This is a genomic window from Methanothrix sp. (genome assembly GCA_029907715.1).
In the GTDB taxonomy this organism is placed as follows: domain Archaea; phylum Halobacteriota; class Methanosarcinia; order Methanotrichales; family Methanotrichaceae; genus Methanothrix_B.
The window spans coordinates 79,435-99,086 of record JARYLI010000002.1 but is presented as its reverse complement, the minus strand read 5'-3'; the positions used below and the strand labels follow the sequence as shown (position 1 = coordinate 99,086).

Below are 19,652 nucleotides of genomic sequence, written 5' to 3'. Positions count from 1 at the left end.
CTCGCAATGAGCGCATAGCATGACTGCTGCCTCTTAGTGCAATTCATCTGATGGATAAGAGCGTCATCCAAATATTCTGCGGTCTGCTGGTCTCTAACCATTGAGACCAAGAGCATGTTGGCCTTGAGATCCATGTGGTGAATACTCAGCGAACGGCGATTTTACGGGTCATTCGGTCATTTCGAGACCACTGCCGTGCAATAAGCTCACCTTCTCCTCGGCCGGTACCGTCTTGTGACAAATCTGTGAGCTCTGTAGTCCCTGCCCACAGAATCCCCCACAAACCTCTCAACTCTCATCTCCCTTTCCCTCCTGCTTCTGGCCATGTAGACAACCACCAGGTAGTTCAGGGCAAAGAATGCAGGCAGCATCAGGAGACAGATCAGCAGGATCTTCCACATCTCCATGGCAGGGTGTATACAACCACCACTATAAATGAACATGCTCAATACGTTGAGGTAAATTGCCCTCTTGGCGGATTTCTGGATGAACAACATGCCCGATAATAGCGGCTTCGCTTGATCAGTAACTCAAGTATGCTCACGATATTGAGCAAATACCTATAAATCATGTCGTCATGACAGTAAATGGCCACGCTCTTATTGATCCTGCTCAAGATGGCCAGAGGCCCTCGATGTGGTCGCATATCCACCCTGAAACTCTGATGCACTTCAGCTTGAACCTGTAGACAGCCGGACGGATGCCGCCGTTTGGTCGCACATGCAACCCTTGAACCCTGATGTACTGCAGCAGTCGAGTTCTCTGCGGTCTTGAGACGACCCGGCTGCCAAAAGAATGGGTGGCATGCCTGCAGTGTCATCCATGCTATCGATCCACAATGCATGACATGCAGGCACCTATGTAACTCTGGGTTTGATTGCCCAAAAGCTTAAGTGGATACTGGATAGAGTTGCTAACATGCCTGAGGATCGGCTCGTGATTTGGCCGGCTTACTTTGATCTGGATCGTAGCAGGGATCAGGGCAGAAGGGTCGCAACAGCTGATGCGGTGCACAACCCGAAGCTGGAGGATATAATCCGCGTCTCCGCAGATCTGAACCTGGATCCTGTGGTGGAGCGGGAGAAATGCTATCCCAAGAGCTGGTACGACCAGCCCGGCAGGGTGCTAGTCCTGAAGAAGGGCAGCAAAACTAAGACTCTGAGGAGCATAGCGAGGGCGCTGAAGAAAAGGAGATCCTAGGGCTCCTGGCAGGTATCGATCTCCTCCACCATCTCCCTGCCAGCCACAACCTGATCGATGCTGTGAACCGCACCGCCGAACTCCTGGATGAGTTTCTCCACGGCGAGGTAGTCTATGTTGTCGCCCTCGATGGTGACCTTCACGGTCTCTGTCTGCCTGTCCACCTCGAAGAGGCTCATGTTGACCCCCTTCACGCCCTTGAGATTGCTGAGCACGTTCGCGAGCTCTATGATCGTGGGCTTGTGCGGCTTCAGCACATCCAGAACTATGCGTCTTATCATAATACCTCCAGACTTCTGGATTGAGTCGTATATTATAGTCCTTTGCGTCACTTCATGTAAATCCATTCGCTCTTATCCATTCGATAACTTGCCCGAAGGAGCAGGGGTCATGCTATGCGTTCGTTTCGACAAATGAATGCTTTCAGCGACCACATTGTATCTCTGCAAGTTGCTACGCACATAAGAGCGAATCCATTTAAAAGCTACTGGATATGTCGTACTTCATAGATGATCTTATGTGACATGCGATATCATATCAACTTATGCGAAATACTATAGAGTATTCCTGTTAACCTCCTTTTCTGCGATCTGCCCATGTCGCTAAGTAATTGTATAAATACCATTTTATATCAAAAAGCAGGTTTTAGGGATTCTCTATAATCTAACACCCTTCATAGTACAGACACGTTCATATATATTATATTAAGTTTAGCGTAAGACTATAAGCCAAGGGGCTCATGCCGGTGATTCCGGTGATTCGGCGGATCGATGGTCTCAATATGTGGTGTGGCTTGAAGTTGGTTTGGTTTGCAGGAGCCCGCATCTCCAAAGATTTGACCACATGGGCCAACCTAAAATTTAGCGCCGCCTGACAGGCATCATGAAGCTCTATGTATCGACTATATACCTAAAAATGGGGAGCTGAGGCAGTAAAGATGGACCTCAGAGAGGTCCGATGCGTATCTCGTTCTGGCCTGACTGGGAGACCGGCGCTCTTGGCCCTGCCCTGACGGAGAACCTGATCCTCTGAGTGTAGCTGTTGCTGCTTGGGTCGTTTGTCTGTATGTAGTTCCTGCCGGACTGGTACATCGGGGCGTTGTTCGTGCCTGCGAGAATTGTGCCGTAAAGCCCCTGATCAACTGTGTTGTAGCTGCCCATGATGTATGCTGAGTTGCTCATCGTCTGGCTTGGGTCGACGTGTGCAGGCAGCATGTTTACCGTCTGGACGACCTGCTGGGTCAGGGTGTTGCCATCTCCCACTATCGTGGCTGTATTCCAGCCGCTCTGGTAGATCTCATTGCCTGTGGCGGTCTGCGAGACGAGCTGGTTAATGGTGTTGAGATCTCCGACCACAGCGACAGCATTGGCCGCGCTCTGTGAAACTGTATTGCCATTCGCACTCTGGGATGTGCTCTGCCCAACTGTATTGCTGTTGCCTATGACAACAGCTGCATTCGCTGCGCTCTGCGTCACATAATTTCCGGAGGCGCTCTGGGTTATCTTCTGGTTGACATTATTGTTATCTCCGACCACCACTGCAGCATTCGAGGCGCTCTGGCTCACATAGCCGCCAGACGCGGACATATCTATGGACTGCGATACGGTATTGCCCCCATGATATGCGGAGGCAAGCGGGATCATAAATACCAGCATCAATGCAATGTATCTCATATCATCACCTGCGGGTTACGGGGCCCCAGAAAGGGACCCCGCCCGGCGAGTTTCCCCCACGCCCCAACCCGCAAGAAAACCGTATCTGTGGCTGATTTAAATTCCTATTTTTCACATAGGTTCAATATCAGCTCAATGTATACGCCGGTGCTGTTAGTGGAGCTGATATAGATGGTGGCCAAATATTTGGAATTAAATTAATAAATCAAATCGAATTATTTTAGTACTTCCTGTTAATAGTGGTAATCATGAGAGTAGTAGCCGTCCTTATGTTGCTGCTGCTGGTCAGCACAGCCAGTGCAATCACCGGTGCTGACTACAGCATTACCAAATCGAAGAAAAGCGCTGCAGAGATATCCGGCATGGGATACCATGGAACCCACTCCGCGCGCCTCAGCGTGTATCCGGGTGGGTCGTCCAAGAGCGTGCCGATAACCATCAGCCCCACGCCTATAGAAGCGCTCGACCCACTCAACTTCTGGCTTCACCCGGCATCGAACAGGGGTTCAATCGAGCTGGAGTTGAGGCTGGATGGTGACAGCGATGGGAAATCGGGCACCACCGATTCGGACGACGCGAGCATTCTGATCAGCCTGGCCTCATGGAGCGATGGCAGGTGGCTTGATACAGGCAAGAACTCCAATGGCTGGCGCGAGTTCGATGCATCAGAAACGAGGGTGGACATAAAGAGCAGGGACTCTAAGAAGAGCAGAAAGGATGTCTCATGGTCTGAGGCCCAGCATCTCCTTCGCGGGATGGATGTCGTCACGGTCTACATACGCCTCAAGGGCGCGACGAAGTACGAGGGCGTCTCCTGCTATGTGGATTATGTCAGGATAGCAGGCGAGGTGATAAGCTTCGAGCCTCTTGAGAGAAACTCCATAAAGAAAGCGAAGCAGAGCAGTGTCAGCCCCGGTAGCACAATCACCTACACCATAACATACGGAAATAACCTGGAGATTCCAGCGGATATTGTGATACGGGAGTTCTACGATCCGAGAACGCTCTTTATTGAGGCATACCCGCTCCCGGATCCGGGGACCACAAACGTCTGGACCATAAGAGGGTTGAGGCCAGGGGAGCACGGACAGATAACCGTAAAGGTGAAGACGCTTAGAGGATCGTGTACCGCCGGGTTCGATGGGAGCGTGAGTGGCATCGGTTACGCATCGGTGTACCGCAGGCTGTCAACCGAGCGGGAGGCATACTATGTGACAAACAGCGTCCGGATCGATGGTGGCGGTCTCAACCGGAGCGCATCAGCCACAACAAAGGTCAGATCCCAGTCCGGATTTGTTTTTGAATTTGAAGAGCATGGATCTGGAAGCTATGCATCATCTGAGGAGATGGATTATTCGACGACTTCCATGGTCTTTCAGAGAGAATCGCTCGCGAACCGCTCACCAGTTACCCTCAACCTGAGCATGAGGGCAATCGACTACAACAGCACATGGGGGCTGCGCTGGAGCTGCGAGAACCAGAAGCTTACGAGCTACATGAGGGAGATATATTATGGATATTTTATAAATCTGAGCAGCATGGGGATCATGAGAAGCACACGGTCCACCTTTGAGAGCAGAGGAAGCGTCGAGGGTATGGCGGACCTGAGATACATGACCGGAGGATCTGAGGTCGGGACCAGGCTCTACGGGAGCTTCAGGCTCGGCTCTAAGGGTGTTGTGCAGAAGAAAAGCCGATAGGGAGATGCCGCGGGGGAGGGGAGGGTACCTCCCCCGCATCTTACAGGAGGTATGGAGGACGCTTGGATAATCCCACTCTCTTACCCGCGCCAGTGAAGCGTACACAGGTTCTCCTTATATCTCTATGTTTCAGCTATATCTCATGTGGATCTCATCTATGTCAGATGCATCACGCATGAATGAGAGTAGGCAGTGTTCTGAATATGGGAACGCTCCTGTCCGTTTGAGGATGGTTGATTCATCCCCATAAATGCTCGATCCAGAGGTTAAACCTCGGTCTTGTGTGCGGATCAATGAATGAAAATTCGGGGCGATCTTATGTATTCAGCAACTTGAAGGACATGCAGGCCGGTTGCTGAGAGTACTCGCTCGCCAGGCCTTCAACTATAGTCCTTTGCGTCACTTCATGTAAATCCATTTAAAATCTACTGGATGTGTCATACTTCATAGATGATTTTATGTGAAATGCTATATTATAGTAACTTATGCGGAATACTATACGTAGAAGGTAAGTCGAAACGAGCGCATGGCATGACTGGTATCTCTTCGGGCAGGTCATCAGATGGATAAGAGCGATTCCGGATCTGCATACACAGCACAACAGATCGCAAATCCTGCGATGCCTGCTGGTTCAATGATCTGAGTACGCGACCTGAACATCCATCTCATGCCTTCGTGTAATTCACAGTGCTCAGTCTACTAGACTCTCGGGACATCTCGCCTGTGGTCATCGATTCCAGGATGTAGTTCAGGTGTTTGAGCACATGACCGCATGTTGCTGTATGCAGAAGCGGTTTCAAAAATATCCAGCCACTATCGATGATCGCGTTTGGATCCTGGCACACAGAGGCGCTGCAGGATCACATAACACAGTCGATTGCTTGGTACAATTTGAGACGCCCTCTACCAATCCATCCGGCAGGACTGCATTGCAGGACCAACGCCCTCTGCAGGTGGATTATCAGATGGATACGGGCAGTTGTATATGGATATGAGCGAAGATGTTTTATCGCCACCAACTGACATCGAGACCATGGGTAGAAGGGCACCTTTGAGCTTGCGATATACAATCCTCTTAGCAGTGTTTGTTGGTGCGATATCCGGATTGGGTGCGTTTGTTTTCTACTTTCTCCTCGAGCTGTCGACAAAGATCTTTCTGACAGGCCTGGACAGCTACAGTCCTCCAAAAGCAGGAGATGTGGAGTTGGTTAATATCGACTTCCATATCGGCATGCTTCCCATTCCCGTTGTCGTAGCGCTTGGAGGACTTCTCAGCGGGTTAATAGTTTACAAATTCGCTCCGGAAGCGGAAGGGCATGGGACAGATGCGGTCATCAGATCCTTCCACAGAGCGAGGGGGGTTATAAGGGCGAGAGTGCCGGTTGTAAAAACAATTGCATCTGCAATAACAATTGGAAGTGGGGGGAGTGCTGGCAGGGAGGGGCCAATAGCTCAGATTGGAGCCGGTTTCGGCTCTTTTGTTGCAGATGTTCTGAGACTATCGGACAGAGATAGAAGGCTGCTTGTGGTATGCGGAGTTGCGGGTGGGATAGGGAGTATTTTTCGGAGTCCTTTTGGAGGGGCGATGTTCGGCATTGAAGTGCTTTACAAAAAGGACTATGAGACCGAAGCAATAGTTCCTGCATTTGTCTCTTCAATAATCGCCTTCATCACCTTCAATGTTGTGACCGGTTACTTTGCAGGCATCCCCTTCAGTTCTCCTCCCATTTTCAAAATCCCACCGCTTGCAATCCACTCACCGCTTGAGTTCCCTCTCTATGCAGCGGTTTCAGTTTTGGCAGCTTTTTTTGGAGTTGTTTACATAAAGACTTTCTATACCGTTCGTGATCTCTTTAAATCCCAAAAAATGCCCCAATATCTAAAACCAGCTCTTGGCGGGCTTCTCACTGGATTTATAGGCATGTTTCTCCCTGGTGTTCTTGGGATGGGGTACGGGTACGTTCAGATGGCCATAGATGGGAAGCTGGCACTTTCTCTGATATTCCTTCTGATTCTGGGCAAGATCGCTGCCACATCCTTTACAGTCGGTTCCGGCGGGAGTGGTGGGGTATTCGCACCATCGATTGTAACTGGAAGTATGGTCGGCGCCCTGATGGGATACCTTTTCCATCAACTCTTTCCTGAAATTGTTGTGCAGCCAGAAGCTTTTGTCCTTATCGGCATGTCGGCATTCATTGCAGCCGTGACAAAAACTCCGATAGCGTCGATTTTGATGGTCCTCGAAATGTGTGGAAGTTACACACTGCTTCCAGCTTTGATGATCTCCTCTGCGTTGGCCTACTGTCTTAGCGGTGACTACTCAATTTACTCGGAGCAGGTTGCAACGAGAGCGGAAAGTCCGGCACACAGAATGGAGATGTCAGTAGATGTTCTTAAGGATGTGAGAGTGGAGGAGGCGATGGTTCCGGCAGATAGGCTGATCAGCGTCTCACCCAGCCAGAAGGTGAGCGACGTTCTCGCTCTGATAGAGAAGACGGGACATATAGGTTTCCCTGTTGTTGAAAATGGTAAGCTGATTGGAATCGTGACATTCAGGGATGTCGAGATGGTTCCGGTTGGAGAGAGGGAGAACAAGTTTGTTAAAGACATAATGATGAGAGACTTGATTGTAACTTACCCGGATGAGAGCTTAGAGGATGCTCTGATAAAACTTGTTCAGAAAGATGTGGGAAGGTTGCCTGTTGTTGACAGAAAAATGAACAGAATGCTTTTAGGTCTGATTACGAGAAGCGACATAATCAAGGCCCATGCAAGAGAGGTGGCGAAACTTAAAGAGTAAGCAATGAGCCAGCGGCGGTGTGAATGCTCTGAGCGAGATCTGGACGTGACTCAAAATTCCGGTCGTGTACTTGATTCATTGAAATCCAGAGCGCCAGCCCCTCCAGATTCAGGGGATATCCCTCCCATGGCTCTCAATTCCAGCAGAACCATTCAGTGATACGAACTCACGATCTGGCGCAGGGCAGCAGCCCGCTGCAGGTATGAAATCAATGTGATTGAGAAGAGAGCAAAAGTCGATTGGATGTAGGGTAAAGGAGGGAGATTGTAATGATAATCGACTTTTGCCGAGGTTTATATCCGACTTTCGTCGAATATAAACCTTCCGGTTACACCATCACCTCGTCATATTTATAGTTATCCAATGGTATGCGGCAGGGGTCCGGGTGGCAGATGGCGCGCTGACTCGGAGCGGCGACGAGACCGCGATGCTGTTCCTGTTCCGCGCATCCTGGATTCGGGAAGGGTGGGAATCGCATAACATTAGCCGGGCGCCCAGAGAGATCACCTGTGCGCAAAATACGCGACGACCTCCTCCCCAACAGAGTCTATCCTGACAAAACCGTACCTCTCGAACTGGACGATTCTGTCGAGCTCATCGGAGATGCCATGCTCCCCAATGCCGGTATCGATCCTCTCAGGGCCGAGGACCCGGACAGGGATGCCATCGACAGGAGCCCAGTGTATTATCCTGAGTTTGAGGCGTTTCGCGGTCTCGGGGCTCAGATCGATGAGTTCTGCCCTGAGCGGAGAGGTCTCCTTTATCTCTATGTTGCACAGATCCTTCAGCCTGATCCTGCTCCCGGGCCCCAGCCCCTCCACGTCCTCTCTGCAGAGCAGGACCCTTTTTCCTGCCCTGATCCGTCTCATGCCGCGATCTATCGTCGGATGGAGGGGGGCCTCTGCGACCTCAGGAACCTCTCCTTCGATCTCGATCTCCACCGGATCCCATACGAAGAACCTCCTGTTTGCGATCGGATCGACAATCCGCCTGTTCTCCGCGTATATCGAATCCATGCTGATGCTGATGTCCGTCTCCCCGACGCCGAGATCTATCATGAACTTCCTGAGAGCCTCCGCGGTGATGCCCCTGCGCCTTATGGCCCTCACGGTCGGAAGCCTGGGGTCGTCCCAGCCGCTGTACTCGCCCGCCTCTATCGCCCTCCTGAGCTTGCTGGTGCTGAATGCCCCGAACTGGAATATCTTAACCCTCCCCCAGTGGAGGACCCTGGGATAGACCCAGCCCATGTGATCGTAGAGATATCTCTGCCGTCTCTCGCTGTCTATCAGATCCTTCCCTCTCAGGATGTGTGTCACTCCCAGCAGATGGTCCTCCACAGCGGATTCGAAGTCCAGCAGCGGCCAGACGCGGTACCTGTCGCCCACAAGCGGATGGCTCTTCGTCACTATCCTGAAGCCAGCCCAGTCCCGTATGGCCGGATCTTTATGCTTTATGTCTGTCTTCACACGCAGTACGGCTTCGCCTTCGTTGAGGCTGCCATCAAGCATTTTCCTCCAGAGCTCCAGGTTCTCATCGACGGTGTGATCCCTGTGCGGGCAAGCTCTGGCCGCGTCCTTAAGGGCCTTGAATGCCGACTGCTCGCACAAACACACATATGCGCCCCCTCTGCGGATCAGCTCCTCAGCAACCTCATAGTACTTCTCAACCCTCTGGCTCGCAGCGACTATCTCATGGGGATCTGCTCCAAGCCATCTGCAGTCCTCTATATACCATTCATACGCCTCTATCATCGGTCTTTTGTTTACAGGATCGGTATCGTCGAAGCGGAGGATGAACTTCCCGCCATACATCTTCACGTACTCTGAGTTGATTATTATCCCGCGTGCGCTTCCGAGTGTTGGGGGGCCGTTCGGGTTCGGCGCGAAACGCATGACGACTCCCCCCTCTGTTCCCTCTAAAGGCTGCAGCCCCTTTGCAGGCTCCTTTCTGGCGCTTATCTCCTCGATGAGCTCTGGCGCGATCTCTCTGAGCCTGGCCTCCCACTGCTCAGGGCTCATCTGCTCTATATCCCTGAGCACGCTGGCTATTAGCGGAGCTATCTCCCTGGCTCTGGGCCTGAGATCGGGGCGTTCCCCCATGAGCTTGCCCATGACAGCCCCGTGGTTGGGTGCTGATCTGTATTTGACAGCGTTCTGCAGCGCGAACTTCTCTATCAATTCCCTGATCTCTTCTGTCACCGGACTCCTCCTGGCTTTGCTCTTGGCCTCCGCTAGAAATTGCCACCTACTTTAGACCATCGCTTTTCAGCGCGTCGCGTATCATCCTCGCATGATCAAATGCAAGCTCAGGCAGCTCATCAGGCCTGAATAGCTGCACATCAGCCGCGTCCGATCCGGATCTGAGCTCACCACTGCCATCAGCGAGGTAGCATACTGAGACAACATGCCCCCTGGGATCGCGGTCAGGATCGGAGTAAACGCCAACCAGCTTCACAAGAGATGCGTCCACCCCGGTCTCCTCCATGACCTCTCTCCGCGCGGCATCCTCCACAGTCTCACCGATCTCAACAAAACCCCCAGGAAGCGCATAGCACCCCCTGAACGGGGGGTTCCTGCGACGGATGAGGACTATCCCATCATCCATCCTCAATACAACATCAACCGCGAGCAGCGGCGTCTGTGTTCTTGAACGGATATCGGCCATTCGACCATCTCCACTAGATCCTGTATATGGAATATCAGCATTTCTTTCCCATGAGGTGCTATGTTGAATAATGTTTGAGAATCCGATAGCATGGACCTATAGTATTCCGTATAAGTTGATATAATATTGCACTTCACATAAAATCATCTATGAAGTATGACACATCCAGTAGCTTTTAAATGGATTCACATGAAGCGACGCAAAGGACTATAATTCATACAAATTACAATTACAGTAAAAATCGATAGCTTTCGACCTTTTAGGTCTCAATTATTCTACACAGCACATGAGGCCGATTCAGGGCCGCGCAGCACCATGGCAATTGTGATGCCTATCGAGCACGATCCCCTGGATGGAGATGTCCGAATAAGGAAGATATGCTCACAATAATAGCATCCACAAGCCTCTCGAATATCTGGCTCAGAACTCTTATTCGGACAGGTCCACATGCACAACAGAATATGCCATATAGTAGGTAATACAAAAGGACGCCACTGAGATCAGAGGCGTTCCGATTGACAATAGAGGGCGAGCTGGGCAGGTTGAAGGTCGGAGATGTGTACCCCGTCAGGCTCATGGGGATAATCAACCTGAGCGCTGAGTCTTTCTACAAGGGATCCGTCTCCACGCCTGAGAGCGCGGCATCCTTCGCCAGGAGGATGACAGAGGAAGGCGCCGAGGTGATAGATGTCGGAGCCGTATCCACAGCGCCCGGCTCTCCTTTCATTTCAGAGGATGTGGAGCGCGAGAGGCTTTTCCCCGCTCTTGAGAACATCCTGGATAATGTAGATGTCGAGGTCTCCGTTGACACCCAGAGAGCATCGATAGCAGATCTTGCTCTGTCGAGGGGCGCAAGCTGCATCAACGATGTCTCATGTCTGAGGGATCCCCTGATGGCAGAGGTCGTCGCGGAGCATGATGCATCGCTGCTCGTCATGGCCTCAAAGGATAGGCCCGGGGATCTCCTGGAGCTGAAAGATATAATTCCCAGGCTCGCAGCGACTGTCAGCACCGCTGTGGATAAGGGAGTCGATCCCAGAAAGATTCTGGTCGATCCGGGGATCGGTCGGTGGATCCCTGGAAAGACATACGAGTACGATCTCGCGATTCTGGACCGGATGAGGAGCCTGCGCTCACTTAGGAAGCCCATAGTCGCAGCCGTCTCCAGGAAGTCTTTCATCGGCGCTGTTCTCGATCTGAGGGACCCTGCTGAGAGGCTGACAGGATCGATAGCTGCAACTGCCATAGCTGTTTACAACGGGGCACATGTGGTGAGGACACACGACGTCGCTGCCTGCAGGGACGCGGTCAGGATCGCCCAGGCTGCCCGTGGAAGGCAGATGCGCTCCGGAAGTGTGGAGCTGCTCCAGGTCGCAGGCTCGGCCGAGGAGCTGAGGTGTCTCCTTGACTGGGTCGATGTCGATCCGGGAGCTCATGATATACTCTGGAAGAAGGGCTCTTTTATGGCGGTTGCTGTTGAGGGCATAACACCCATGGAGGCTCTGGTCATAAAGCAGGAGATGCTGGCTGCGGGTGGAGATGCTGCGGTGCCCAGGGGTGCTCTGAGGTGTGATCACTCAGCAAACAGAGCTGTGATATTCGGAACGCTGGCTCAGATCGAGAGGCTTGTGAGAAAGCTCAGGCTTCAGCCGTTCCGTTTACCGGCAATCGCGAGCGAGATAGAGCGCGTCCTCTGCACAGATGTAGGCAAATACAGGATCGCTGACGATCAAATCACGCCCTCCAGTCGCATGGGGTGAGATGTTGGAGATCTTCGGGATAAAGACCGGTCTTCTGAAGCCCGGCGAGGATATCATAGAATCTCTCAGGAGGGGGCTTGATGGGGCCGGCATAAAGCTCATGGATGGAGATGTGATCGTCGTCTCTGAGAGCTTCGTTGCGACCGGTGAGGGACGCGTGGTCTCTCTCGCCGGTATCACCCCCAGTGCCCGTGCGATCTCCCTCGCCTCCAGGTACGAAAAGGATCCTGCAGAGATGGAGCTCATCCTCAGGGAGTCCGATGAGATACTTGGCGGAATACCTGGTGTCGTTCTGACACTCAAAGACGGTTTTCTTTACCCGAACGCAGGAGTTGATCATTCAAATGCGCCTCCAGGGCATGTGGTTCTCCTGCCATCAGACCCCAAGAAGGCGGCCTCAAGAATAAGGAACGCTCTCTCGAACGGCGCCAGGATAGGCGTGATCATAGGGGACAGCAGAACACACCCACTCCGTCTCGGATGCGTCGGCGTTGCGCTCGCATGCGATGGCATTCTCCCTGTGGAGGACGCACGCGGAAGAAAGGATCTCTACGGAAAACCTCTGAAAATAACGGTCAAGGCTGTGGCCGACAACCTCGTATCTGCTGCGCAGCTTGTCATGGGCGAGGGGGATGAGGGGATTCCTGCGGTCGTGATACGGGGAGCGCCGGTTGAGCTTTCTGATTCGGGACCGGTTGCGATACCGAACATACCGCCGCACGAGTGCATGTACATCGGCGTTCTGAGATCGATACCGCGTCCGTACACAGGCGAGTACGATGATCTCATCAAATCAGCTATCGATGCCAGGAACCAGGCATACGCCCCTTACTCGAAGTTCAGGGTCGGAGCTGCAGTCCTGTGCAGAAGCGGCAGGATCTACAAAGGCGCAAATGTGGAGAACGCATCATCTGGCGTCGGAATATGCGCTGAGAGGGCCGCGATAGCCAGCGCAGTGGCTGCGGGTGAGAGGGAGCTCGTAGCGCTTGCCATCGCCGGAGAGCTGCCGAAGCCCATCACGCCCTGTGGTATATGCAGGCAGATGATGGTCGAATTTGGGGATATGGACGTCGTGATGGTCGGATCAGATGGCGATGCGCTGATGGTGAGGGCGAGCGAACTGCTGCCGGACGCCTTCACCCTCGCATGCGGATCGAGATGCTCAGATCCGGGAAGCATCCGCAGATATGGCTGATCCCAGTGATTTAGCTGGGTTGTGGGTGTGTGATGGGAAAATACCATCGCTCTTATGCATTCAGCAACTTGGAGGCCATGCAGGCCGGTTGCTGAATGGACTCATTCGCTTGCCAGGCCTTCGGCTCAGTCGAAGATAAGTCGAAACGAGCGCATAGCATGATTGCTGCCTCTTCAAGTCATCAGATGATAAGAGCGAATGCCTTTCATGCGTCATCAGTTAAGATCGACATGTGTAGATTTGGACTTAATAGTCTTATCTAGCCTCGGTACTGCTATCAGGACTCGAGTCCACAGGCGGTCGATTTGAATCAAACTCTCCACTATGGGGAGATCTCAATTTGTCAAATTTCATGGTCAATATATTTACATAAGACCCTTAACCGACGACCAATGGAATGCCTTTATGTCACGAAAATTATGCTCGATCGAGATCCCTGTAAATCGTGGACATCAGCCGCAGAGAAATATGAAGGGCCCTGTTCAGTTCTCGCCAGCTTTTCAGAAGGATGCGCAGGTATTTATCAACCATTGGCGGATCCTTCCTGCAATGCAGGAACCGCTGGTCTTTGCCCTGGGCAGGATAGAGAATCTGATCCATCATGTGAGTCTAGACCCGGAGAGGGGCGCTGGCAGGGTTATAACGAACAGGTCCCTTGTGGCCAGGGAGGATCTTCATGAGACGCTTGAGATTTTCAAAGATGCGATAGACAGCGATCTTGCGGTCTCTCCCCTGATCAGGCTCGAGGAAGCTGGGGAGAGGTTCAGGATATACACAGTCTGCAGCATGACCATAGACGGGTATCTCATAAAGCACGGGATACCTGTTCGCCCGAAGGGCGGCGGGCTCATAGAGGTGATAGACAGAGAGACGGTGCGTTTCACGGATATGATAATGTACTGGGCCACGACCATAGACCCACTTGACCTTCTCATAGCTCAGGAGCTGACCGGCATATGTGATATGATGCGCACCGGAACCGGAAGAATACTCGGAAATCTGCATGAGGCTCCGATGCTCTCCCGCGATACGATAGAGGATCTGCTTGATGAACTGAGAGAGGCAGGGATCATGGGGGTTGTGGAGCTCGGCGAGCCGAACATGGAGGTTCTGGGAATGCCTGTGGAGCGCGATCATCTCGGGATGGCGCTCGTTGGCGGCACAAACCCTGCTGCGGCCGCGGTCGAGCTCGGTCTTGATATCGAGACAGAGTCCATATCGGGGCTCACCGATATCTCTGAGATGTGCCACATAGAGGATCTGATGGATCGCATGCTCTGATCCCAGTCACCATCTCGAAGAAACACCTCCTTCAGAGGACTGCTCAATGTGGAGTTGTGAAGTGCCTGATGTGATCGCATATCGTGAATGCAGAGTTCTTGCGCCGGGATGCCAGCGTCTCTCTTCATGTCAGGCTGGATCGTCCTCTTCTGAATATCAGCTTCCAAGCCTCGAACCAGAGCACGCTCGCGAAGGCCAGAGCGAGGCATATCACGATGTCGTTTGGGTGCAGGTGGCCGAAATGGAACATCTCCCTCAGCGGTGTCACGTATAGTATCATCGAGAGCAGAAGCACAGTCCCCCCAAAGATCATCCAGAGCGCAGAGTTTCTGCTCTTCATGCTCTGGATTATCGTCTGAGACCAGGATCTGTTTATGAGTATGAGAAAGAGATTTGCCAGAACAAGTGTTGTGAAGATCAGAGCTCTGGCCCCGTCCAAATCTCTCCCGGAGCTCATAAGGTAAACTGCAGAGAGCACTGCAAGAACGCTGATCCCCTGAAGAGCACCCAGGGCGATCACACTGGTGCTGAAGAGAGAGGCTTCTGGATCCATAGGGGGCCTGGACATTATATCGATCTCCTCAGCCTCAGCCTCGAATGCTATCGAGCAGGCAGGATCTATCACGAGCTCCAGGAAGGCTATGTGAATCGGAAGGAGGAGCAGTGGCTGGCCGAGAGCCACAGGCAGTATGGACATGCCCGCGATCGGAACATGGATCGCCAGTATGTACGCAGTCGCCTTTCGGATGTTGTCAAAGATCCTCCTGCCCAGACGTATCGCTCTGACTATTGAGGAGAAGTCGTCGTCCAAAAGCACGATATCCGCAGACTCGCGGGCCACATCCGTGCCCCTCGATCCCATGGCGATGCCTATGTGGGATGCTTTAAGAGCAGGAGCGTCATTTACCCCATCTCCGGTCATCGCAACTATCTCCCCATCTCTCTTCAGGAGCTCGACAAGCCTGAGCTTCTGCTCGGGAACCATCCTCGCGAAGACGTTTGCCTCTCTCAGGCGTTTTGAGAGATCTTCATCGCTCATCGACTCGATCTCAGGTCCGGTCAGCACAGAGCCAGGGTGAAGATTGATGGCGGATGCGATTGAAGATGCAGTGACAGGATGGTCTCCTGTGATCAGCATCACCCTCACGCCCGCTCTCTGGCATTCATTTACCGCATCAGGGACGCCTGGCCTGATGGTATCTGAGAAGCCGAGCAATCCCAGAAACTGAAAGTCGAACCCGTGCTGTCCATCCGGCAGCTTCGATTCCGGGATCGCGGCTCGGGCAACCCCCAGAACGCGCAGCCCCTCTGCTGCCATCCTCTCCACAACTTCGCTGAGCTCCTCAATCTGTTCCCTGTCGATATGGCAGAGATCGAATATCGATTCCGGCGCTCCCTTTGCAGCTATGACATACTCATCCCCTCGCATCCAGACCATCGACATCGCGAGAATCTCATCTGTGAGCGGATACTCCTGTACAAAGGTCCAGTCGTCGTGGATGTGTTCCGTCCCGTTGAGTTTCCTCCTCCCGAGCTCCTGGAGTGCGATCTCCATCGGGTTGAATGGATCCCTCCTGCCGGCGAGGATCCCGAACTCAACGACATCGTGAACCTCCTCAGGAAGCACCTCATCCACATCGTAGATCCTGCCTCTGGCGAATATCTTCCTTACACGCATCCTGTTCAGGGTCACAGTGCCGGTCTTGTCGGTGCAAAGGACGGTGACGGATCCAAGGGTCTCTATGGCCGAGAGGTTTCTGGTCAGGACATTTATCCTGGAGAGCCTCCAAGCGCCAAGAGCGAGAAAGATAGTGAGGACAACAGGAAACTCCTCAGGAAGTATCGCCATGGTGAGCGTTATACCTGCCAGAATACCGCCAAGAAGATCGCCGGTCTCGAGCGCATACGCTATCAGAAGGACTGTGCTCAGGGCGAGCCCGAAAATTGTGAGCCTGCGGACCATCGATCGCATCTCACCCTTGAGCCTGCTCTCCTCGATCTCTATGCTCTTGAGAGACGCACCTATCCTTCCCATCAGCGTCCTGGAGCCGGTGGCGACCACTCTGGCCAGCCCCCTGCCCTGAACGACAAGCGTGCCGGAGTAGACGAAGGGCAGCCCGTCTCCACCAGGGGGCATGACCTCAAGATGCTCCTGATATTCGCAGGAGATCTTCCTGACGGGCATCGATTCTCCCGTCAGTATCGACTCATCCACCAGGAGGCTGGTGCAGGAGATCACTGCAGCATCCGCCGGCACCCTGTCCCCCTCCTCAAGAACGATGAGGTCTCCGCGGACGACCTCCCGCCCGGGGATTCTCATCGGCAGCCCATCCCTTATCACCAGAGCCCTCGGGCTCGAGAGAGCCCTCAGAGCATCCAGAGCGCCCTCTGCCCTCCTCTCCTGGTAGAGTGTTATGGAGATCACCACAATCACGAAGAATATCAGAATCAGCGCCTCCCTGTGGTCTCCCAGGAGAAGGTAAATGCCTCCGCAGGCCATGAGCAGGGATATCATCGGCTCCTTCAGAACCTCCATAGCGATGGACGCAAGCCCACGCCTCCTCTCAGAGGGGAGCTCGTTGTAACCGTCCTCCTGAAGCCTCCTCTCCGCCTCAGCTGCCGAGAGACCTGCAGCTTTGATCTCCATGCCAATCACTTGCCTGAGATGCTTTTCAGGCAGCTCATGAGCCGTTCTCTGTCAGGGGTCCTCGCCAGAGATGCCAGCATCGAGACCACGAGAACCAGCGCGACAACTCCGAGGGCGAATGTGACCGGTATCTCATACACATCTGATAGAAGCATCTTGATGCCCACGAATATCAGTATGAGTATCACACCGTGGTTGAGGTAGTGGAACATGTGCGCGCAGGCGGCAAGAGCAAAGTAGAGGGCTCTCAGCCCGAGCACCGCAAAGACGTTTGATGTGTAGACCACAAAGGGATCAACTGTGACAGCAAAGACTGCAGGGATCGAGTCCACTGCGAATACCAGGTCTGTCACCTCAACCGCGATCAGGACTATCAGGAGCGGGGTGGCCATGGTTCTGCCGTATGCTCTGGTGATGAACCTGCCCCCCTCGTAGTGATCTGTCGCCGGTATAACGCCTCTGAACATCCTCACGACCGGGTTTTTGTCAGGGTGCACGCTGGATTCCCGCTGCAGGGCCATCTTGATCCCCGTCACGATGAGAAATGCCCCGAACAGGTAGGTGATCCAGTCGAAGTGCTCTATCAGTGTCAGACCGGTCGCTATGAATAATGCTCTCATGAGGAGCGCAACGACGATGCCCCAGAAGAGGACCCTGTACTGATGTGTCTCGGGTACCTGAAAGTAGCTGAATATCATCAGGAAGACAAAAAGGTTGTCGACGCTCAGCGATCTCTCTATGAGATAGCCTGCCAGAAACTCGATCGCCCTGTCCTGGCCGTGCCAGAAAAATATTACTATGTTGAACAAGAGCGCAATTGCTGTCCAGATCCCGCTCCAGATCAGCGACTCCTTCACCGTTATAACGCTCGATCTTCTGTGGAAGACTCCCAGATCAACTGCGAGAAGCAGAATGACGAAAACGCCAAAGCCGATCCAAAGCACAACCTGGTTCGATGTCAAGGGGACACATCCGTCGGAATTTTGCGATTTGACGAAACCACAATACGTATTCGCCGATATTTAAGACCTTTCCATTGCGGTCAGTGTACAGCGCAGGAAAACTATGCGAAGGCCTCTTACAGCACGTAGGCCGGCTGCAGTCATTCCGCACGTATGCTTGGCACTACGTGACCAGCTCATGGTCTCGAATCACTGAGGAAATGGCGCTGGGTCGCAGTACTCTGGTGGGATGCAGCACGAATGATTGATTGGAACTCAGTTATTCCACCTGTTGAGGATGTGATCAAAACGATGGTCTCTCCGGCCACGAATGATGTGAAACTCAGTTATTCGAGCTGAGTACCCGAGACCGTGCTCTCATAACACGGACCGCTCGAAACTGTTACATAGCGATCTGTCGCAGGTATGCGCAGGATGTGACCTTCTTGAGGGTTGTGGTGTACTACAATGGAGAGTTCGGCGAGAGGGTAGTCGGCAATCTTCTCAACTACCCTGGATTCTGCATCTCATGTGGTGAGGCGTGCACTCAGTGCAGAAGCGGAAAGTACAGCGGAGCCGAGGATATCGTGGCGGTTGTTGAGATGCCAGATCCATCATCTCTCGGAGATTTCATAGACGATGTCGAGCCGCTGCTTCCTGCGGTTCCAGAGGCGGATATCGCGATAGTCATAAATGTGCATCCTGACATACTCTTCGGTTTGCTCCCAAAAATGAAGGATGCCGGGATCAAGGGGATAATCGGATGCTCAGAGAGCCCGAAGGATATGCCCATGGGGCTCAGACTCCAGGTATCCAGGGCTGCGGAGGAGCTGGGGCTGGAGGCCGCATTCTCCAAGCCGTTCTGTGCCATGCGGCCTGATCCTCTTAAGCCGAACATAGCAGCGTTCCTCAAGAGAGCGATGATCGGCGAGCCTGAGCTGGAGATTGTGCTCCAGAAGGGCAGAGAGGGGAAGGATGTGATTGCCGCAGCCAATGTCATCAGATCTGCCCCATGCGGATCGACGTGGTTCGTGGCCAAGCGGCTGATCGGGGTGGAGAAGGACGATCCCAGGCTGCATGAGAGGATCTCGGAGGCCCACCATGCATATCCATGCACCGCGAGCATGGACCGGGATCCTGAGATTGGAGATACCGTGCTGCACAGGGCTGGGTACATAATAAGGGATAAGGTCGAGGAGGCGCTCAGTAGAGCCGTGTCCGGGTAAGATTTTTGTAATATCCTGTGGTATGCAGAATCATGATATTTCAAATTCAACATGCTCTCGCGGTGATGCTTGTGAGCGAAGGCGCTGCGGAGGCCAGGAGATGGCTCGAGAAGGGCAACTCGCACTTCAACTCGGGAAGATATGAACAGGCTCTGGAGGCATACGATCGCGCTTTAGAGCGAGACCCGACAATCGTGGACGCCTGGAACAACCGCGGCATCGCTCTGTCGTACATGGGAAGATATGAGGACGCTCTGAAGAGCTACGATGAGGCGCTCAGGCTCGATCCGAACCATGCGTTCGCCTGGAACAACAAGGGCATGGCCCTGGGATCGATGAGAAGGTACCAGGAGGCTCTCGCCTGCTTCGACAGGGCCCTCGAGATCGATGCGTACTTCATAGGCGCGTGGTACAACAAAAGCCATGCCATGGCAGCTCTCGGCAGAGCAAGGGAGGCGCGGGCTGCGATGATCACAGCAAAGACCCTCGAAAGCGCAGCGAAAAGATGCAGGTGAATCACAGTCTTGCTCTCGGCCATCTGATGAATTGTCCGCAGAAGCACTGC

The 19,652-nt window shown here is 53.2% G+C and carries 15 protein-coding genes; 8 read left to right on the top strand and 7 right to left on the bottom strand.

All coding sequences use genetic code 11. The features are described 5' to 3' along the window. Nucleotides 1-206: 206 nt before the first annotated feature. Complete coding sequence (locus QHG98_02055) at nt 207-407, bottom strand: hypothetical protein (GenBank protein ID MDH7596516.1); 201 nt, start codon at nt 405-407, stop codon at nt 207-209. A gap of 511 nt (nt 408-918) precedes the next feature. Between QHG98_02055 and QHG98_02050 the strand changes: the two genes are divergently transcribed. After that, entirely contained in the window at nt 919-1,200 is a 282-nt protein-coding gene (locus QHG98_02050; GenBank protein MDH7596515.1) for a signal recognition particle subunit SRP19/SEC65 family protein, read from the top strand. On the opposite strand, the gene QHG98_02045 is transcribed toward QHG98_02050, so the two are convergent. Both QHG98_02045 and QHG98_02040 read right to left on the bottom strand, forming a co-directional pair. Continuing rightward, nucleotides 1,197-1,481 carry a DUF211 domain-containing protein gene (locus QHG98_02045; protein ID MDH7596514.1) on the bottom strand — a complete coding sequence of 95 codons (285 nt, stop codon included), beginning with the start codon at nt 1,479-1,481 and terminating at the stop codon, nt 1,197-1,199. The two genes, QHG98_02050 and QHG98_02045, sit on opposite strands and share 4 nt — an antisense overlap. A 663-nt stretch (nt 1,482-2,144) precedes the next feature. Then, nucleotides 2,145-2,873 (bottom strand): hypothetical protein, encoded by a 729-nt coding sequence (locus QHG98_02040; GenBank protein ID MDH7596513.1) that lies wholly within the window; start codon nt 2,871-2,873, stop codon nt 2,145-2,147. A 248-nt stretch (nt 2,874-3,121) separates the two neighbouring features. On the opposite strand from QHG98_02040, the gene QHG98_02035 reads away from it, so the two are divergent. Continuing rightward, complete coding sequence (locus QHG98_02035) at nt 3,122-4,573, top strand: hypothetical protein (GenBank protein ID MDH7596512.1); 1,452 nt, start codon at nt 3,122-3,124, stop codon at nt 4,571-4,573. 1,033 nt (nt 4,574-5,606) lie between these two features. Further along, nucleotides 5,607-7,373, top strand: coding sequence for a chloride channel protein (locus tag QHG98_02030; GenBank protein ID MDH7596511.1), 1,767 nt, complete (start codon nt 5,607-5,609; stop codon nt 7,371-7,373). A gap of 503 nt (nt 7,374-7,876) precedes the next feature. Here QHG98_02030 and QHG98_02025 read toward each other — a convergent pair. Both QHG98_02025 and QHG98_02020 read right to left on the bottom strand, forming a co-directional pair. Beyond that, complete coding sequence (locus QHG98_02025) at nt 7,877-9,571, bottom strand: glutamate--tRNA ligase (protein MDH7596510.1); 1,695 nt, start codon at nt 9,569-9,571, stop codon at nt 7,877-7,879. A gap of 46 nt (nt 9,572-9,617) precedes the next feature. Then, nucleotides 9,618-10,037 (bottom strand): NUDIX hydrolase, encoded by a 420-nt coding sequence (locus QHG98_02020; GenBank protein ID MDH7596509.1) that lies wholly within the window; start codon nt 10,035-10,037, stop codon nt 9,618-9,620. Between the two features lie 515 nt (nt 10,038-10,552). Here QHG98_02020 and folP point away from each other — a divergent pair. The 3 genes from folP to QHG98_02005 all read left to right on the top strand — a co-directional run bounded on the left by folP (nt 10,553) and on the right by QHG98_02005 (nt 14,273). After that, nucleotides 10,553-11,797 carry a dihydropteroate synthase gene (folP, locus tag QHG98_02015; GenBank protein ID MDH7596508.1) on the top strand — a complete coding sequence of 415 codons (1,245 nt, stop codon included), beginning with the start codon at nt 10,553-10,555 and terminating at the stop codon, nt 11,795-11,797. A 1-nt stretch (nt 11,798) separates the two neighbouring features. After that, nucleotides 11,799-12,992, top strand: coding sequence for a coenzyme F420-0:L-glutamate ligase (gene cofE, locus QHG98_02010; GenBank protein MDH7596507.1), 1,194 nt, complete (start codon nt 11,799-11,801; stop codon nt 12,990-12,992). 549 nt (nt 12,993-13,541) lie between these two features. Next, complete coding sequence (locus QHG98_02005) at nt 13,542-14,273, top strand: DUF128 domain-containing protein (protein ID MDH7596506.1); 732 nt, start codon at nt 13,542-13,544, stop codon at nt 14,271-14,273. Nucleotides 14,274-14,397: 124 nt separating this feature from the next. On the opposite strand, the gene QHG98_02000 is transcribed toward QHG98_02005, so the two are convergent. Beyond that, nucleotides 14,398-16,920, bottom strand: a complete 2,523-nt coding sequence (locus tag QHG98_02000) for a cation-translocating P-type ATPase (GenBank protein MDH7596505.1) — start codon at nt 16,918-16,920, stop codon at nt 14,398-14,400. 5 nt (nt 16,921-16,925) lie between these two features. Next, on the bottom strand, nt 16,926-17,882 hold the full coding sequence (locus tag QHG98_01995; GenBank protein ID MDH7596504.1) for a TerC family protein: 957 nt from the start codon (nt 17,880-17,882) through the stop codon (nt 16,926-16,928). Nucleotides 17,883-18,298: 416 nt separating this feature from the next. Between QHG98_01995 and QHG98_01990 the strand changes: the two genes are divergently transcribed. Continuing rightward, nucleotides 18,299-19,087 carry a DUF166 domain-containing protein gene (locus tag QHG98_01990; protein ID MDH7596503.1) on the top strand — a complete coding sequence of 263 codons (789 nt, stop codon included), beginning with the start codon at nt 18,299-18,301 and terminating at the stop codon, nt 19,085-19,087. Between the two features lie 65 nt (nt 19,088-19,152). Further along, nucleotides 19,153-19,602 carry a tetratricopeptide repeat protein gene (locus QHG98_01985; GenBank protein ID MDH7596502.1) on the top strand — a complete coding sequence of 150 codons (450 nt, stop codon included), beginning with the start codon at nt 19,153-19,155 and terminating at the stop codon, nt 19,600-19,602. Nucleotides 19,603-19,652: the final 50 nt, after the last annotated feature.

Bases quoted from the DNA above. Each gene is read 5' to 3' on its own strand.
- cofE (MDH7596507.1), top strand. From the start codon at position 11,799: ATGTTGGAGATCTTCGGGATAAAGACCGGTCTTCTGAAGCCCGGCGAG.
- QHG98_01985 (MDH7596502.1), top strand. From the start codon at position 19,153: ATGCTTGTGAGCGAAGGCGCTGCGGAGGCCAGGAGATGGCTCGAGAAG.
- QHG98_02020 (MDH7596509.1), bottom strand. From the start codon at position 10,037: ATGGCCGATATCCGTTCAAGAACACAGACGCCGCTGCTCGCGGTTGAT.
- QHG98_02030 (MDH7596511.1), top strand. From the start codon at position 5,607: ATGGGTAGAAGGGCACCTTTGAGCTTGCGATATACAATCCTCTTAGCA.
- QHG98_02035 (MDH7596512.1), top strand. From the start codon at position 3,122: ATGAGAGTAGTAGCCGTCCTTATGTTGCTGCTGCTGGTCAGCACAGCC.
- QHG98_02045 (MDH7596514.1), bottom strand. From the start codon at position 1,481: ATGATAAGACGCATAGTTCTGGATGTGCTGAAGCCGCACAAGCCCACG.
- QHG98_02040 (MDH7596513.1), bottom strand. From the start codon at position 2,873: ATGAGATACATTGCATTGATGCTGGTATTTATGATCCCGCTTGCCTCC.
- QHG98_02000 (MDH7596505.1), bottom strand. From the start codon at position 16,920: ATGGAGATCAAAGCTGCAGGTCTCTCGGCAGCTGAGGCGGAGAGGAGG.
- QHG98_02050 (MDH7596515.1), top strand. From the start codon at position 919: ATGCCTGAGGATCGGCTCGTGATTTGGCCGGCTTACTTTGATCTGGAT.
- QHG98_02005 (MDH7596506.1), top strand. From the start codon at position 13,542: ATGCAGGAACCGCTGGTCTTTGCCCTGGGCAGGATAGAGAATCTGATC.
- QHG98_02055 (MDH7596516.1), bottom strand. From the start codon at position 407: ATGGAGATGTGGAAGATCCTGCTGATCTGTCTCCTGATGCTGCCTGCA.